At 58.9% G+C, this 16,050-nt stretch carries 12 protein-coding genes, 1 tRNA gene and 1 other RNA gene; 11 read left to right on the top strand and 3 right to left on the bottom strand.

The window, feature by feature from the left end; genetic code table 11:
- Positions 1 to 170 precede the first annotated feature (170 nt).
- Together rplJ and rplL are read left to right on the top strand one after the other, a co-directional pair.
- A complete protein-coding gene (gene rplJ / locus FFT87_RS00215; RefSeq protein WP_197138637.1) occupies positions 171 to 686 on the top strand; it encodes a 50S ribosomal protein L10 in 516 nt (171 codons plus the stop codon).
- Between the two features lie 39 nt (positions 687 to 725).
- Positions 726 to 1,103: a 50S ribosomal protein L7/L12 gene (gene rplL, locus FFT87_RS00210; protein ID WP_219949407.1), complete on the top strand. Its 378-nt coding sequence runs from the start codon at positions 726 to 728 to the stop codon at positions 1,101 to 1,103.
- 412 nt (positions 1,104 to 1,515) lie between these two features.
- Here rplL and FFT87_RS00205 read toward each other — a convergent pair whose 3' ends face one another.
- Positions 1,516 to 3,114, bottom strand: a complete 1,599-nt coding sequence (locus tag FFT87_RS00205; RefSeq protein WP_219949406.1) for a LuxR family transcriptional regulator — start codon at positions 3,112 to 3,114, stop codon at positions 1,516 to 1,518.
- A gap of 363 nt (positions 3,115 to 3,477) precedes the next feature.
- Between FFT87_RS00205 and FFT87_RS00200 the strand changes: the two genes are divergently transcribed.
- The 8 genes from FFT87_RS00200 (at position 3,478) to FFT87_RS00165 (ending at position 14,885) form a co-directional block, all read left to right on the top strand.
- Positions 3,478 to 5,490, top strand: a complete 2,013-nt coding sequence (locus tag FFT87_RS00200) for an RTX toxin (protein WP_255559977.1) — start codon at positions 3,478 to 3,480, stop codon at positions 5,488 to 5,490.
- 123 nt (positions 5,491 to 5,613) lie between these two features.
- The gene (locus FFT87_RS00195; RefSeq protein ID WP_219949404.1) at positions 5,614 to 7,467 is read left to right on the top strand and encodes an ABC transporter ATP-binding protein; all 1,854 of its coding nucleotides are present in this window, start codon (positions 5,614 to 5,616) and stop codon (positions 7,465 to 7,467) included.
- A gap of 124 nt (positions 7,468 to 7,591) precedes the next feature.
- A complete protein-coding gene (locus FFT87_RS00190) occupies positions 7,592 to 8,821 on the top strand; it encodes a multidrug effflux MFS transporter (RefSeq protein ID WP_219949403.1) in 1,230 nt (409 codons plus the stop codon).
- 93 nt (positions 8,822 to 8,914) lie between these two features.
- Positions 8,915 to 9,556, top strand: a complete 642-nt coding sequence (locus FFT87_RS00185; protein WP_255559976.1) for a phosphatase PAP2 family protein — start codon at positions 8,915 to 8,917, stop codon at positions 9,554 to 9,556.
- An 89-nt stretch (positions 9,557 to 9,645) separates the two neighbouring features.
- Positions 9,646 to 11,442, top strand: a complete 1,797-nt coding sequence (locus FFT87_RS00180) for a helicase HerA-like domain-containing protein (protein ID WP_219949402.1) — start codon at positions 9,646 to 9,648, stop codon at positions 11,440 to 11,442.
- A gap of 274 nt (positions 11,443 to 11,716) precedes the next feature.
- Positions 11,717 to 12,991, top strand: coding sequence for an ABC transporter substrate-binding protein (locus tag FFT87_RS00175; RefSeq protein ID WP_219949401.1), 1,275 nt, complete (start codon positions 11,717 to 11,719; stop codon positions 12,989 to 12,991).
- Between the two features lie 74 nt (positions 12,992 to 13,065).
- Positions 13,066 to 13,956: a carbohydrate ABC transporter permease gene (locus FFT87_RS00170; RefSeq protein ID WP_219949400.1), complete on the top strand. Its 891-nt coding sequence runs from the start codon at positions 13,066 to 13,068 to the stop codon at positions 13,954 to 13,956.
- Complete coding sequence (locus FFT87_RS00165) at positions 13,953 to 14,885, top strand: carbohydrate ABC transporter permease (RefSeq protein ID WP_219949399.1); 933 nt, start codon at positions 13,953 to 13,955, stop codon at positions 14,883 to 14,885. The genes FFT87_RS00170 and FFT87_RS00165 overlap by 4 nt, the downstream gene beginning before the upstream one ends.
- A 119-nt stretch (positions 14,886 to 15,004) precedes the next feature.
- Here FFT87_RS00165 and FFT87_RS00160 read toward each other — a convergent pair whose 3' ends face one another.
- On the bottom strand, positions 15,005 to 15,661 hold the full coding sequence (locus FFT87_RS00160; RefSeq protein ID WP_219949398.1) for a hypothetical protein: 657 nt from the start codon (positions 15,659 to 15,661) through the stop codon (positions 15,005 to 15,007).
- Positions 15,662 to 15,711: 50 nt separating this feature from the next.
- Positions 15,712 to 15,796, bottom strand: a tRNA-Ser gene (locus FFT87_RS00155).
- A gap of 143 nt (positions 15,797 to 15,939) precedes the next feature.
- On the opposite strand from FFT87_RS00155, the gene ffs reads away from it, so the two are divergent.
- Positions 15,940 to 16,036: signal recognition particle sRNA small type (gene ffs, locus FFT87_RS00150), an RNA gene on the top strand.
- Positions 16,037 to 16,050 lie beyond the last annotated feature (14 nt).

The following is a 16,050-nucleotide window of genomic DNA, read 5'->3' as shown; positions in this document are numbered from 1 at the left end:
ACGAAGGCCAGCGCAGGTGTGTGAAGTAGTTTTTCGGCCAGATCTGGCCGCAACTCAGCTCCGTGCCTCTGCGTTAGCGCAGTAGGGCCGGAGCTTTTTCTTTTCTCCAGCCACTCTTTACACTTCCGGTCGGCTCTGAGGCAGACACACATCAACCAGTAGGGAGCACCATGGCGAACAAGGAAGCATCGGTCGCCGAGCTTACGGATCTATTCCGCAACTCGACCGCCGTTCTGCTAACCGAGTATCGCGGACTCACTGTTGCCCAGCTCAAGGAGCTGCGCAAGTCAATCAGTGAGCACGCAACATACGCCGTGGTGAAGAACACGCTGACAAAGATCGCCGCTAACGCTGCAGGAATCTCGTCATTCGACGAGGAACTTGTTGGTCCATCGGCAATCGCATTCGTACACGGAGACCCTGTCGCCGTTGCGAAGGCTATGCGTGACTTTGCCAAGGCAAACCCTCTTCTCGTGGTGAAGGGTGGTTACTTTGACGGTAACGCGCTCACTGCTGAAGAGGTCACCAAGCTGGCCGCACTGGAAAGTCGGGAGGTGCTCCTTGCGAAGTTTGCTGGAGCAGCCAAGGCTTCACTGTTCGGCGCCGCTTATCTGTTCAACGCACCGCTCGCTCAGGCCGTTCGCACGGTCGACGCGCTGCGCGAGAAGCAGGACTCCGCGCAGTAACGCGCGGGTTAATTAGCTTAAGAAATATAGGAGAAAATCATGGCGAAAATGTCAAGCGACGACCTCATTGAGGCCTTCAAGGAACTGACCCTCATCGAGCTCAGCGACTTCGTTAAGAAGTTCGAAGAGGTCTTCGAAGTTACTGCTGCTGCCCCGGTTGCTGCTGCTGCCGCACCTGCTGCTGCTGCTGAAGAAGTTGAAGAGAAGGACTCATTCGACGTCGTTCTCGAGTCAGCCGGCGAGAAGAAGATCCAGGTTATCAAGGAGGTGCGCACCCTCACGAGCCTCGGTCTCGGTGAGGCGAAGGCCGTCGTTGATGGCGCTCCCAGCGTTGTACTCGAGGGTGCAAACAAGGAAGCTGCCGAGAAGGCAAAGGCTGCTCTTGAAGAAGCCGGCGCAACCGTAACCCTTAAGTAGTCGAATCCTTTAATTAGGTTCCCGCCTCGTTAGAGGTCTGCTTTGCCAGTAAGGCGTCACCCTTCGGGGTGGCGCCTTACTGCGTTAACTAGACCGCGCTAGTCAATGAATGCCGTCAAGCGGAGACTCGATACGGGGCCTCTGAAGAGAGACGTAACGGCTGAATGGGTGCCAGCGGCGTGCACTGCAGAAGCCAGGGAAACTTCGGAGAAGAGGGGGTGGGGCGCCTGGTAACCAGCCGAGCGCCCCACCAACGTGCCGAGTCCGTTGACACCAGGGATCAGGTTCCGGAGGCGGATATTCGACACGAGATCCGCTGGGCGCGTAAAGAAATACGGGGCCAGCGGAAGTGGTCTACCTAATGTATCGAGGCGGAACTAGCTCAGCAACAGTCGAGAGGGTGATTGACGGGTTAGTCGCGGGTGATCTCGACCTGAAGCCCGAGTTCGCGCGACTTATGGATTGCTTCGACGCGAGATGTCACCCCGAGTTTGCGGTAGATGCTCTTGAGATGTGACTTCACGGTGTTCACCGAAATGTAGAGGGACTCTGCGATCTGTGCAGAGCTGCTGCCGCGAACAAGTTCGCGTGCAATGGCACGCTCGCGATCGCTCAGCGCCAGAGAATCCTGAGGCTGGAGAATGACAGTCAGACCGTCGAGTCTGGTGATGAGGGCGCCGACCTCTAACGGCTGGCTGCGAGCTGATGCCCGAGTGAGCATCGACTGTACGTCTTCGCTCGGCACCAGACGGAGAGGACTGTGCATGCGATTACGGGCGGAGAGACGCAGCGACCTGTCGAATGCGACATCCGACGTTTCATCGTTGCCGAGCCGGAGATGCGCAGCCGCTTTGAGGAGAAAAACGTCTGCGAGTGTTCGGCTCGAATGCGCGTCGCCGATCGCCTCGCAGTCGCGCAGAGCATCGAGCGTGCCCCGCAAGTCACCGGTGACGAGTCGCAGATGCGCGACGAGGCGGCTGGGGCACACCGTGTGGTGCTGGGTTGGCGTCAATTGCGCGAGGACATCCCACGCAGCTCCCGCATCACCCAGCTGCAGGAACGCAGCTGCCCGCAGCCCGGCGATCTCGGTAGAAACGAAACTACTGGGTTGCCAGCCGTCGAGAGCGTTGAGTGCCGAGCGCAGCAGGTCCAAGCCTTCGTGCGGGTTGCCGGAGAAGAGCTGGATGAACGCCTGCGAATAGAGTCCGAGAGGTTCCCAGTCCGACTCCACGATTGATATTCTCGCCCTCGCAGCGACCTCGTCGGCTGCGCCAGCCCCGCGTTGATTGACGGTGATGAGCAGTTCCGTGAGGAGGGCGGGGGCATTGAATCGACTATTGCGTAACGCGGGACTTGCCCCGGTGGACTCTGCGCGCGAGACATACGTCAGAGCGTGCTCGAAATCACCGAGCAAGAATTGGATGAGCGCTAAGCCGCCAAAGACTTCGAGTTGATCAGCTACGCTCAGGTTCGATTCGGCAAGCGATCCTGCCAGCCGAAAATCGGTCTTTGCCCGGTCAAAGTCTCCACCATGCAAAAAGATTGCCCCGCGATGCAATGCAATTTCTGCCGTGAGGGGGATCCGCTTGGCTAACGGAATAGCATCGGAGCTTTCGACGATCGAACTCGCGATTCTGATACACGCGAGCGCATCATCGAGGTGCCCAAGCGACCGCAAGGCCGCGGCGTGATGCACGTGATGGGTGGCCCGCGTAATAGCGGGCGTTGACGGCTCTAGAAGAGCAAGGGCTGCATCAAAATAGGGCAACGCTGCGGAGCGGCTTACGGACCCAACCGACCGAAAGCTCGCGGCGTAGCAGGTGACTAGCCACGGATCGCTGTGCCAGAGAGCCGCTGGTGCCAGATTGAGAAGTTGGCGAACGACTAGCCCATTGCTGCTCACGAGTTGAGGCCAGACGCTAGAGAGGTCAGTGAGCGCCACGGCGAAGTCCGCGTCGGTTTTGGCCGCGCTAAAGGCGCGTTCGAGCAATTTCACATCAGCTGTCGCCATTTTTGCCCCCTCTTCGAAACGAGTGTTTCGATGAGTTCGTGGTTCTCGCCTGGTCGGGTGGGTGACGCGAGGGTCTAAGACTAGCGCGAACAGCGTGTCTAGCTTGCGCTTAGCTCGCGACGCCCCCCATAATAGGCACGTCGCAAGATTGACCCCCGAACGTGTGACAAAACCCGATAGAGCTACCCGGAATCCCCCGCCGGTCTGATCCGCCCCCCCCGCGTATTAGTCTCGATTATGTTCCGAGCCGCTCGCTACCCGAGAGCGATACCTGAAGTGAATAACTTTAAGCAGCGTTGGCGCGCCGCAAATCGAACCCCCCGATTCGATAAGTCCACTGGCCACCCCCGAAAGCGTTGGTCGTTGCGTGACATCCGCGGTATTTCCGCAGTAGTTGCTCTCGCTTTGGTTGCCGGATCTGGATTGGCTGTTGTCTCCGTATCCTCCGCTGCTGAAGCTCACACTCCGAGCATCTCGGTGACGTGTGAGGGAGTGACCGTCAAGGGCTTGTATTACGAGCAGAGCGGCTCCGGTGCGGGCCAGCAGAACCTCATCAAGTACCAACTTGCCGGTGGCGAGCAGCAAGTAATCCCGTTCAGCAAGAACGGCGAGCACTTCTTCGCTTTCCCCAACTCCACCGAGGCGCACACCTTCACCGCGTCGGTGACGGCGTGGAACAACCCCACTCACAGCAGTTGGAACCGCGAGTGGACGAAGACTTCGTCTCCCTGCGCAGTGCAGAGCATCGTTTCTGTTACCGCGACAAGCTGTGACGTACCCGGCGGCTCGACCGGAGTTACCGCTACTTTCAAGGGCTTGGTCGCTGACCGCAAGTACGAGCTCACCCTTTCGGGCGGATCTGCGGGAAACAAAACCGTGACATACACGCCTACTCAAACCACAGGTAGCTACACGTGGGACAACGTAGTTGCCGGCGGCAATTACAAGGTGACAATCACTGACACCACCAACCGCAAGCTCACTGCTTGCAAGTCGGTCCAATCTCTTGTCTGCCCTGAACTTTCAGGAATCGCAATTGTTGCCAACGAATGCACTGTGCCTGGTGAAGGCGCCTCGATCAAGATCAGCGTGAGCGACCTTGTTATCGGCCGCGAATACCGCATCTCGGTTGTCAATGCTGGCTCAGATGCCGTCGTCGATAGCCACACCTTCACTGCTACTGCAACCACTGGTGCCTACAACTCGCCGGCCACACCGTCAGCGAGTTACTACGCCACAGTGGTCGACACGAGCGAGTCGAATGCAACTCCTCTGAAAACCGGCAATTACACGTTCCTTCCGTGTCCTGAAGAGATTGTTGACCTGAGCGTTATGGCTACTCAGTGCGACGTCGTCTCGACGGACGCGCCGGGTACCATCACGGTTGCCGTCGAGGGACTCGTTCCCGGCCGTAGCTACAACGTGGTAATCGTCGATAAGGCTGGCAAGTCCGTGCTCACCAACAACGGATTCGTTGCGACGACTGACCGTTTCGACGCCAAAGTTGCCGATCTTGCGGAAGGTACCTACACCGCAACGGTGACCGACGCACTTCAGCCGAGCTTCACGGCAAGCGCTTCAGCTACTATCGTGCCGTGTGCCACGAACGACACAACGATCGAGCTGGCTGCCGAGCAGTGCACCGTGCTGGATGGCGACGCTTCGATCACCGCGACAGTCTCCAACTTCGCCGTTGGCCGTGACTACACCGTCACGCTCATGCTCGACAACGTCGCAGTCGGAACGGAACAGACGCTGAACTCGAGCACGAGCGACGCTCAGAAGTTCACGTTCGATGGACTCACTCCCGACAACACTTATCGGGTTGTGGTGACTGACACAAAGTCGAACCCCACGATCACGGCCGCGGCGGACATGTACTTGGCTCCCTGCCCCGATAACCCTGAGGTCGGCGGAGTTCAAGCTGTGTGCAACGTGCTCGGTGCTACAGGAGTCACCTTGTACATCGACGAGCTTGTCGTCGGACAGAGCTACACGGTCACCATCGTGACGAAGTCGAGTGGAGCCGCTGTAGATGGCGTTCTTCCCGTCACGTTCGTTGCAGATATGCCAACACGCGATCTCACGATCGACAAGGTGCCCAACGGCGACACGTATATCGTGACCGTGATGAATGAAGACCAGTCACTGGCTAGCCAGATTGATGTAACGCTGGAGGTCTGCGATCTGCCGACATTCCCGCTTCCCCCCGAGGAGCCTCCTGTAACGGTGCCCCCGATTGACCTGCCAACTCTGGCGTTCACAGGCTCGAGCACTACCGCTCCGACACTCGCTGGACTCGGGTTCCTGCAGCTCGGATTGGTGCTCGTAGGGTTCAGCGTTGCGCGACGACGTTCGGTAGTTCGCAAAGGCTGATCCTGCCAGTTCGGCGGGTGACCTAGGTCACCCGCCGAACTTTTTCTCGCGGGTTCTCGCACAGCGCATTCATGCGCTGTGCGATTGGTCGTTAACAGGGGGAGCACAAACTATTGTCGAACTATGAGCACAGGTAGTGGCGCCCGTCGTGGCGGTCGGGTCAGCGGCGGCGACTATTCGGCGCAGAAAGCAGAGAACGCTGAAGCGCCTGAGATTCCGCACCTGCTCCGCCGAATCGCTCAACTCTTTGAGCCGCACCGCCCCGCGCTCAGCCTCACGATAGCTCTCGTGCTGATTGGCGCAGCTATTAGCGTTCTCCCACCGTTGCTGACTAAACAAGCGTTCGATGAAGGTCTTTTTCCTTCAAGTGGAGTACCGAACATCCCGGTTCTTCTCCAACTAGTCAGCATCATGGTGGCCCTGTGGATTGCCTCCGCGGCGCTGGGAGTGTGGCAGACGTTTCTCACGGCAACGGTCGGAAACAAAGTGATGGGCGCGCTTCGCGTGCGGCTGTTCGACCAACTCCAGCACATGGAACTCGCGTTCTTCACGCGGACGAAAACGGGAATCATCCAGTCCCGGCTTCAGAATGATGTCGGCGGAGTTGCTGGAGTGCTTAACAACACCGTCTCGAGCGTCATCGGCAACACGGTCACCGTCATCGCTGCCTTCATCAGCATGCTTGTGCTCAGCTGGCAACTCACCATCGTGGCCGTTGTGGTGCTACCGGGAATCGTGATCGCTCAGCGCCGCGTTGGTCAAGTACGCGCACGTATCGCCACTAAGACGCAAGAGTCACTCAGCAACATGACGGCGATCACTCAGGAGTCTCTGAGCGTCTCGGGCATTCTGCTCTCGAAAAGTTTCAACCAACAGACCGTTGAAACAGAGCGATATTCGCAGGAGAACGACCAGCAGGTCGGTTTGCAAGTTCGCCAACAGATGAGCGGGCAGTGGTTCTTTGCCACCGTCAATATCTTTCTGTCGATAATCCCCGCGGTCGTGTACGTCGTGGCCGGCTACCTGATCTCGGATGGGATTGACGTCACCGCCGGAACAATCGTTGCGTTCACGACGGTTCAAGCGCGGTTGATGTTCCCGCTGTTGGGGCTCATGCGGGTCGCTCTCGATCTACAAACCTCGTCCGCGCTCTTCGCCCGAATTTTCGAGTACCTGGATCTCACGCCGGCCATCAAAGACAAGCCCGGCGCGCATCCCGTACGAAAGGAAGCCCTCGGGGCGGTCGCCTTCGACAACGTCACCTTCCGCTACCCAGACGCCGGCGCCGCCACGAAGGCAACGCTCGATTCTGTGAGCTTCTCCATCGAGCCCGGCCAATACGCGGCGTTCGTTGGGCCGTCAGGTGCGGGAAAGACTACGGTCTCTTATCTAATTCCCCGCCTGCACGAAGCCAGCGATGGCAGGGTTCTCTTTGCCGGAGACGATGTGCGCGATCTCAGCCAAGACTCGCTCATCCGGAACATTGGCATTGTTAGTCAAGAGACCTACCTCTTTCACGCCAGCATCGCTGACAATCTTTCGTATGCGCGTCCCGAGGCGAGTCTCGAACAGATCGAAACCGCGGCCCGCGCCGCTAATATTCACGACACGATCATGTCGTTCCCTGACGGCTACGCGACCACGGTGGGGGAGCGGGGCTACCGTCTCTCTGGGGGCGAGAAGCAGAGAATCGCTATCGCGCGTGTGCTCCTCAAAGATCCCGGCGTTCTGATCCTTGACGAAGCGACGAGTGCATTGGACTCGATCTCCGAGCGAATTGTTCAGAGTGCGCTCGACACTGCAGCGCGCGGGAGAACGACAATTGCTGTTGCGCACAGGTTGTCCACCGTGCGGTCTGCTGACGTAATCTTCGTGGTCGACGCCGGATCGATCGTTGAGAGAGGAACCCACTCCGAGCTAATCGACCTCGGCGGAGTGTACTCGCGGCTCTACGCGGAGCAGAACCGCGCTGAGTAGGCTGGCGTGAATCGTCGCTGGATCGCACTCGTCACGGAGAGAGGCGTAGTGTTGGGGAGTCCTCGGGGTCGCGGACATTCTCTCTTCCCGCGCCCACTTGGGCTTTTAGATAGCAAGGATTCGTGTGACAACCGTCGTTCACCCGGGTGATTCCCTCTCCGCACGCCAACGCCTTGTCTATGTACTTGTTTTGGGTGCGCTCACGGCGCTCGGTCCTTTCACCGTGGATCTGTATCTGCCTGCATTCCCGCTTATCGAAAGTGATCTCAATACGACAGCGGCGGTCGTGCAACTCACGCTCACCGCGACCACCCTTGGCTTCGCTCTTGGCCAGTTGATCGTCGGGCCCTTGAGCGATCGCTTGGGACGGCGACTTCCGCTCATCGTGGCAACGAGTGTGCATCTCGTCGCGAGCCTCGGGGTCGCGCTCTCGGGCAACATTGAACTCCTCTTTATGTTCCGACTCATTCAGGGAATGGGTGCTGCTGCCGGGGCCGTCGTCGCCATGGCGGTGGTGAGGGACCTTTTCGGAGGTCTACCGCTCGTGCGTATGCTCTCGCGGCTGGCACTGGTACAGGGACTTGCGCCAATTTTGGCCCCTCTTATCGGATCGCAATTGCTTCTGATCACCCCGTGGCGTGGAATGTTCGTGTTCCTCGCAATCTATGGCGCTCTCGTGTTGCTTGCCGCCTGGTTCTTCATCGTTGAAACGCTGCCGCCAGCTCGCCGTCGCGACCTCGGTCATGCCACCGCTCGCGATCGCTACAAGGCACTCTTTACTGACCGTGTATTTGTCGGCACAGCAGTCATCGCTGGCATGACGTTCTCGGGGCTGTTCGCTTATCTTTCGTCGTCCCCGTTCCTTCTGCAAAATGTGTACGGGCTCGATCCCCAGGCGTTTGGGCTGGTGTTTGCCGTCAATTCCGTCGGCGTCGTGATCGGAGTGCAGACCAGTGCGTTCCTGATGCGTTACATCGGGCCGCAATGGATTCTCGCTGGCTCCGGCATCGGACTGCTGCTGTCGGCATCGGCGATCGTTTTCTTGGATGTCGTGAACGGCGATCTCATCTCGGTACTGATTCCGCTGTTCCTATTTGTGATGTTCTGCGGCTTTTCCTTCCCCTGTACTCAAGTGCTTGCGCTGGCGAACCACGGGGGAGAGGCCGCGACTGCCGCTTCTGTTCTTGGCGCAGTCAACTTCGGGCTCGCGGGCCTGACATCGCCCATCGTGGGTGCGTTCGGAATCACGAATGCGATTCCGATGGGCATTGTGATGGGGTGCACCGCGATCGTATCGATCGCCGTAATGTGGATTGTCGTGCGTCCTCGAACGGTGCCGGCTCTTGCCCGGTGAGAGAAATCAGTCGTTGACCGGTTAAACAGTCCTCACTGAGCTCTCCCGGCGCGGTATGGGCAACCGTTGAGGTTGACTCGCTAGCGTTAACGGGTGAATCAACAGCTTTCTCGGGCCGAGGCCCGTCGGATCACGGCACTCTGGCCGCTCATCAGCGGTATTGGGGCGATAGCCCTTGCTGTGTTGCTCGGGGCGCTCATAGCTACCCGCAATACGCCGTGGAGCGTCGATCAGTTGCTTCTTGCTGATTTTGTGAGCATCCGGTCTCCTTTCTTGACCGTGCCAGCACTCGCGATGAACTTTCTCGGTGGCGGCTGGTTCGGGGTCTTCGTTGTGCCGTTGGGAGGCGCTCTCGCCTTCGTGATTGCTCGACGGCGATGGGCAGCGGTGTACTTTCTCGCCGCCTCTGCGGTGAGTGCTGGAGTAGTTCAACTGCTCAAAACCACGTTCGGGCGGGCCCGTCCGACGGAGATTCTCGTCACGGCTGATCTTGGTTCATTCCCGTCAGGGCATGTGGCTAATGCCGCAACGCTAGCTGTCGTGCTGATTATTCTGTTGCACCGTCGGTGGGTGTGGATCGCGGGCGTCGCCTACACGATTCTGATGGTTCTCAGTCGTACGTATCTGGGCGCACACTGGCTGAGCGACACCTTCGGCGGCGTGCTGATCGGCGTTGGCGTTGCGGTGATCGTGTGGGCTCCGTTAGCCAAGAAGCTCACGGCAGAATCAGGATGATGGCGAAGTGGGTGTGGTGAACGATTGCGACAGATCACAATTCGTAGCGCAGACAACCGCGTCAGACCCCAACTCCGTAGGCTAGAAGAATGACGGATGCCGCAGCACAAGTAGAAGCAGCCAAGAAAGCCCTAGCGGAGGCGCAGGCAGCCCTCGCGGTCGCAGAGCTAGCGTCGGCTGAGGCCGCGCTGGAAGCGGAAGCGGAGGCCGCGCCGGAAGCGGAGCCCGCCCCGCAGTCTGTGGTGTCAGATTCTGGTAACGGGCCACTGACTGCCTCAGAGGTGACGGCGATTCGAGAAGGCTATGCCTTCGAGGGTGAGGTGCTCGAGATGGGCGCACTCGTTAATGGCGATGCGCTGGCCGACGTTCCGGTGCGCATCCCGATCGCGATGCTCAACCGCCACGGCCTTGTCGCCGGCGCGACCGGAACAGGTAAGACCAAAACATTGCAGGTGCTCGCTGAGCAGCTTTCGGCCGCCGGTGTTCCGGTCTTTGCTGCCGATATAAAGGGTGACCTTTCTGGCATTGCCACCGCAGGAACTTCGAGTGGCAAGCTGCTGGAACGCACAGAGTCGATTGGCCAGGACTGGCAACCCGCGGCATCCCCGACGGAGTACTTCACCCTCGGCGGCATGGGTACTGGCGTTCCCATTCGTGCGACTGTCTCCAGTTTTGGCCCGCTGCTGCTCTCGAAAGTGCTCGGGCTGAACGACACTCAGGAGTCGAGCTTGGGGCTGATTTTCCACTACGCCGATAAAGCCGGACTACCGCTTGTTGACCTCAGCGATTTGCGCGCGGTCGTGCAATACCTACTGAGCGACGATGGCAAAGCCGAGTTGAAGAATCTCGGTGGGCTCTCCTCGGCTACCGCTGGCGTCATCCTGCGTGAGCTCATTGGCTTTGCTAACGAGGGCGCGGATGCCTTCTTCGGTGAGCCCGAAATTGATACGTCCTTATTCTTGCGAACTGATGCCGAGGGCAAGGGAATCGTGAGCCTGCTTGAGATCCCTGGTGTCAATGACAAACCAGCGCTCTTCTCGACCTTTCTGATGTGGTTGCTTGCCGATCTCTTCAACGATCTGCCCGAGGTTGGCGATATCGACAAGCCCAAGTTGGTTTTCTTCTTCGATGAGGCGCACCTGTTGTTCAACGATGCGTCAAAGGATTTCATTGCGTCGATTACTCAAACGGTGCGACTTATTCGCTCGAAGGGTGTCGGTGTAGTTTTTGTCACTCAGACCCCGAAGGATGTGCCTAGCGATGTGCTCGCGCAGATCGGTTCGCGTTTTCAGCATCAGCTGCGTGCCCACACTCCTGATTCGGCGAAGGCCCTCAAAGCAACGGTGTCGACGTATCCGACGTCGGGCTATGACTTAGGAGAGGTGCTGACCACGTTGGCGACGGGCGAGGCGATCATCACGGTTATGAACGAAAAGGGTGCGCCAACTCCGGTGGCGTGGACTCGCTTGCGGGCTCCTCGCGGGTCAATGTCTCCCACTGATGCTGCCGTGATGTCGGCGGCGGTTGCCGCGTCCCCACTGATGGTGACGTATGGCACTCCGGTTGACCGGGAATCGGCGCGAGAGATATTGGCCGTCAAGATGAATGCGGCAGCGGAAGCGGATGCTGCTGTCGAGGCGGCTGAGCAAGCTGAGTCGACGGCGAAAACAATAGCTCAAGAACAGGCAAAGCTTCAGGCTGACTACGAGCGAGCGCTCAAAGACATGAACAAAAAGTCTGCTCCGAAGTCGTCTTCTCGTACAACGACGCGGACGTCAACGCGGAAGCAACCGAACGTTCTCCAGGACGTCTTGGGTTCACGAACTGGACAAACTGTGGTTCGCGAAGTTTTGCGGGGGATTTTTTCTACGCTGAAGCGACGCTAGCCCGAACAGGCTGCACGCTGCCATTTTAGGCAAGCTGAGTGGTGAAAACTGAACGAAATACCGCGTATTTGCGGGGGTTTTGACCTGCAACGCGTGGTCGCCAGCTGAAGAGCTTCTTGGCCAGCCGACGTGCCGTTGCCAAATCGTGACCATACCAATGTGGGGAAAACTGTTGCGTTCACTTGTCAAACCCAAGGGCGAGACAGTTTACTAGTGAGCGTCCGATTCACTTCTTGAACGGAACAGCACTCACTTTCCAATGGAGGAACACAGAATGCGTAAGCCACTTTCCATTATCGCCGGGGCGGTGGCCTTAGGCCTCGTTCTCGCGGGCTGCTCAGGCAACACCGGAACGACAGACCCAGACAACGCCAGCCAGGTTGAGGTATTCACCTGGTGGGCATCAGGCTCCGAAAAAGTCGGCCTCGACGCTCTCGTCAAGGTATTCCAAGAGCAGTACCCCGATGACGAGTTCATCAACGCCTCAGTAGCTGGCGGCGCCGGTTCAAACGCCAAGGCAGCCTTGGCTTCACGCCTCGAGGCCAATAACCCGCCGGACACCTTCCAGGCCCACGCCGGAGCCGAGCTCACGGACTACATCAACGCCGGTCAGCTTCAGGACCTCAGCTCCTTCTTCGAAGACAACGGACTCACCGATGTCTTCCCCGAGAGCCTGATCGAGCGCATCACCGTTGACGGCGCCATCTACTCCGTGCCCAGCAACATCCACCGTGCAAACGTGGTCTGGGCCAACACCCAGGTGCTCAAGGATGCCGGCATCGACCCGATGGCCGCACCTGCTGACATCGACGCCTGGCTCGTAGACCTCGCAAAGCTCAAGGCCGCTGGCGTCGAGACTCCTTTGGCCCTCGGTACCGAGTGGACTCAGATGCAGCTCTTCGAAAACGTTCTCATCGCTGACCTCGGCGCCGAAGACTACTCGGGACTCTGGACCGGCGACACCGCTTGGGACAGTGCGGGCGTAGAGACCGCTATCGGTCACTACGGTGACCTTCTCGAATACACCAACAGCGACTTCGCTGGTCTTGACTGGGACGCGGCAACGCAGATCGTTCTCGATGGCAACGCTGCCTACAACGTCATGGGTGACTGGGCTGAGTCTGCATTCCAGCAGGCCGGTTGGACCTACGACAGCGAGTACACCACCTGGGCAACCCCCGGCACCGACGGAGTCTTCGACTTCCTCGCTGACTCGTTCACTCTCTCGGTAGGCGCTCCTCACGAAGCAGCCGCCATTGACTGGTTGACGACCATCAGCTCCGCTGAAGGCCAGAAGGCATTCAACCTCGCCAAGGGTTCGATCCCGGCACGTACCGACACGGTTGCCGCTGACTACCCCGCGTACCAGCAGACAGCCATCAAGTCGTTCGGTGAAGACACTGTTGTGAGCTCGCTCGCACACGGTGCCGCAGCAAGCATTGCCTGGTCGGGAGACATCTCCTCAGCCATCGGTAAGTTCGGCGCCGACCGCGACGCAGCATCGCTGCTTTCCGGACTAGTTGCTGCTTCTGACAAGGCTCAGGGCTAACTAGCACCACGAGAAATAGTGGGTGGGGGTGGCAATACCCCCACCCACTACCGTGCAAACCGAGGAGCTCGCGCGTGAAAAAAGGGTACAAAAACTGGGGGCCGCCGCTCCTCTTGATCGCACCGACGATCATCGTTATCGGCATCTTTGTGTACGGTTTGATCGCTGCCAACATCTCGGTGTCGCTCAGCAACCGGCACAGCCTTCTACCGGCAACCGAGTTCGTAGGACTCGACAACTACTTTGCTCTCTTTGCAGAAGAGCGCTTCATTCATTCGTTGCAGAACCTCGGTGTCTTCACCGTCTTCTTCATCGGTGGAACCATGCTTTTCGGTTTCTTGTGGGCATGGATGCTCGACAAGGGCGTCACTGCTGAGGGCGTGTTCCGCTCGGTATTCCTGTTCCCGATGGCCATCTCGTTCGTGGCATCCGGTGTCGTCTGGCGCTGGTTGCTCAACAGCGCTGAGGGTGATCGTGCATCCGGGTTGAACCGGATCTTCGAGATCATGGGTCTCGACTTTCTGCAGAACGCCTGGTGGAGCGAACCTGGTTGGGGCATGGCGGCGATTGCTTTGCCCGCGATCTGGCAGCTTGCTGGCTACGTCATGGCCTTGTTCCTCTCCGGATTCCGCGGTATTCCGATGGAGCTGCGCGAAGCAGCCCGCATGGATGGCGCAACCGAGTGGAAGCTCTACCGTTACGTGATCTTCCCCCAGCTCAGCCCCGTCGCGCTCTCGGCCCTCATCATCGTTGGCCATATGTCGCTCAAGGTCTTCGACCTCATCATGGCGATCACCAAGTCGATCTACCAGACCGAGGTTCCCGCAACCTATCTGTGGGTTGCCCTCACCGCGAACGACTACGCAAAGTCCGCAACGATAGCCACAATCCTGTTGCTGTTCGTCGCTGTGCTGATCGTTCCTTACCTGATCTATACGGCCCGTTCAGAGAGGAAGCAGCGATGAGCGTCATCACTGAACCCAAGAAGAAGCCCACCGTGTCAAGCGCATCAGATATGCCTGGCCAAACGACGCTCCGCAATCGCAAACGCCTGAGCCGCACGGTCAAGTACGTATTGCTCGTGCTGTTCCTTATCGTCGTGTTGATGCCCGTCTACGTGCTTATCGTTACGAGCCTCAAGCCGCCGCAAGACGTCAACCCCGCCACCTCGTGGGGACTACCCGTTCGCTGGCCTTGGGAGCCTGCTCTCGAAGGGGGACCCACCGGATTCGACAACTGGGCGCTCGCCTGGAACGCGCTGTCGGCATCCATCGGTCGCACGTTCTTGTTGGCGATTCCCGCAGCACTGATCGCATCGTTCCTCGGAGCGATGAACGGATTCGTGCTTGCGCGCTGGCGCTTCCCGTACGCCGACATCGTGTTCACGGTCATCCTGTTCGGAATGTTCATTCCTTACCAGGCGATCATGACCCCGCTCGTGCAGATGAAGACGACGCTGGGGCTACCCAGCGATATCTCGACGTTGCTGATCGTTCACGTCATTTATGGTTTGCCGATTTGTACGCTGATCTTCCGTAACTATTACGCGAGCATCCCGCACGAGTTGATGGAAGCATCGCGCATGGATGGCGCCGGGATGCTGCGCACCTTTGGCAGTATCGTGTTGCCTCTGTCGCTGCCTGGTTTTGTTGTGACGATCATCTGGCAGTTCACGTCCGCGTGGAACGACTTCTTGTTCGCCCTGTTCCTCTCGAACCAGAATGAGGGACCAGTATCGCTGTCGCTCAATAACTTGGCTCAGGGTGCGCAGTTGGCCAACTATGGTGCCGCCATGGCTGGTGCACTGCTCGCCTCGTTGCCGACCCTCATCGTCTACATTGTGCTCGGCAAGTACTTCGTTGGCGGACTCATGAGTGGGTCAGTCAAGAGCTAGTTCTCCGTACGGCAGATGCCGCAGAACCGTATGTCGCTTGGGCGGCAGCGGGGCTGCGGCATTTGTCGTTAAGCGGCGGCGGCGGCGGGGTTGCGGTGCGGTGCGGTGCGGTGCGGTGCTTAGGGTGCGACGGTGCGGATCACGGCAAGCGCACCCATCAAGATTGCAGCCGTTGCGGCGGTGCACCCTACGGCAATGAGCCCCATCATGACGGGGTGCCGTTCCAGCGTATAAAGAGCGTGCGGGTAGTCTTCGCGAAGTTCGCTCGTCGAGACTGCGCCAGGAATGCTGAAGACGGGAACATCGAACTCGGCGGCGACAATGTCGAAATCACTCGGCGACCAGTATTGCCCACGCATGCGAAGCAAACGCTTCTTGTCTGCGCCCAGGATGACCATCTGTGGCCGCGTTTCTGAGCCATCGCTCGTGTACACGTCTGCCAGCAAAATCGAGACCGCATCTGCTTTGTCGAAGTGAGTGAGCCTTCCAAAGAAAAAGCCGCGCTCGGTCACTGTGGGGGAGTCAGGGCCAATCCAGATGGCACTTCGAAAGTAGGAGACGGATGCCGCAATGGCGGCAACGACGGCCGCCGCTTGCGTGATGGCGACCGCCAGCCAGGGGCCATCCGGGATAGTGAGGGCGTAAAGCACGCCGAAGACGGGCACGGTGAAGGTGAGCGCCGCAATTAAGCCACGACGAAAGAGCGATCGCGGTTGGCCGAGTCGACGTCGAGGATCGTTTCGAGAAGGTTTACTGCTGGCACTCTTGTGCGTCAACGTGTCAGTCCCTTCGTCTATTCGCGTCTCGCGACAACATCGGGTAAGTGCGGAGAATGGGGGATTCGAACCCCCGAGGGCTTGCACCCAACACGCTTTCCAAGCGTGCGCCATAGGCCACTAGGCGAATTCTCCTGGCGAGTTGAACACGCGTTAGCGCAAACAACCTCAAGTGATCATAACGGGGTGTGCGGTTCAGTGGTAATCGGTGACGCGGTGCCCCGGAATTTGGCCGCGTGAAGGGGAGCGCAAGGGCTCCAACTTTTGGGTAGACTGAGTGCGGCTCCTCGCGTGGCGCCATCCAGGCCAACTCCCCCAGGACGGAAACGTAGCAAGGGTAACCGGGCTCTGGCGGGTGCGCGGGGGGTCTTTTCTTTGCCGTAAGCATC

It is taken from the genome of Salinibacterium sp. M195 (genome assembly GCF_019443965.1).
Lineage (GTDB): Bacteria > Actinomycetota > Actinomycetes > Actinomycetales > Microbacteriaceae > Rhodoglobus.
The sequence above is the reverse complement of the archived record's forward strand: the minus strand, read 5'-3'. Positions and strand labels throughout refer to the sequence as shown.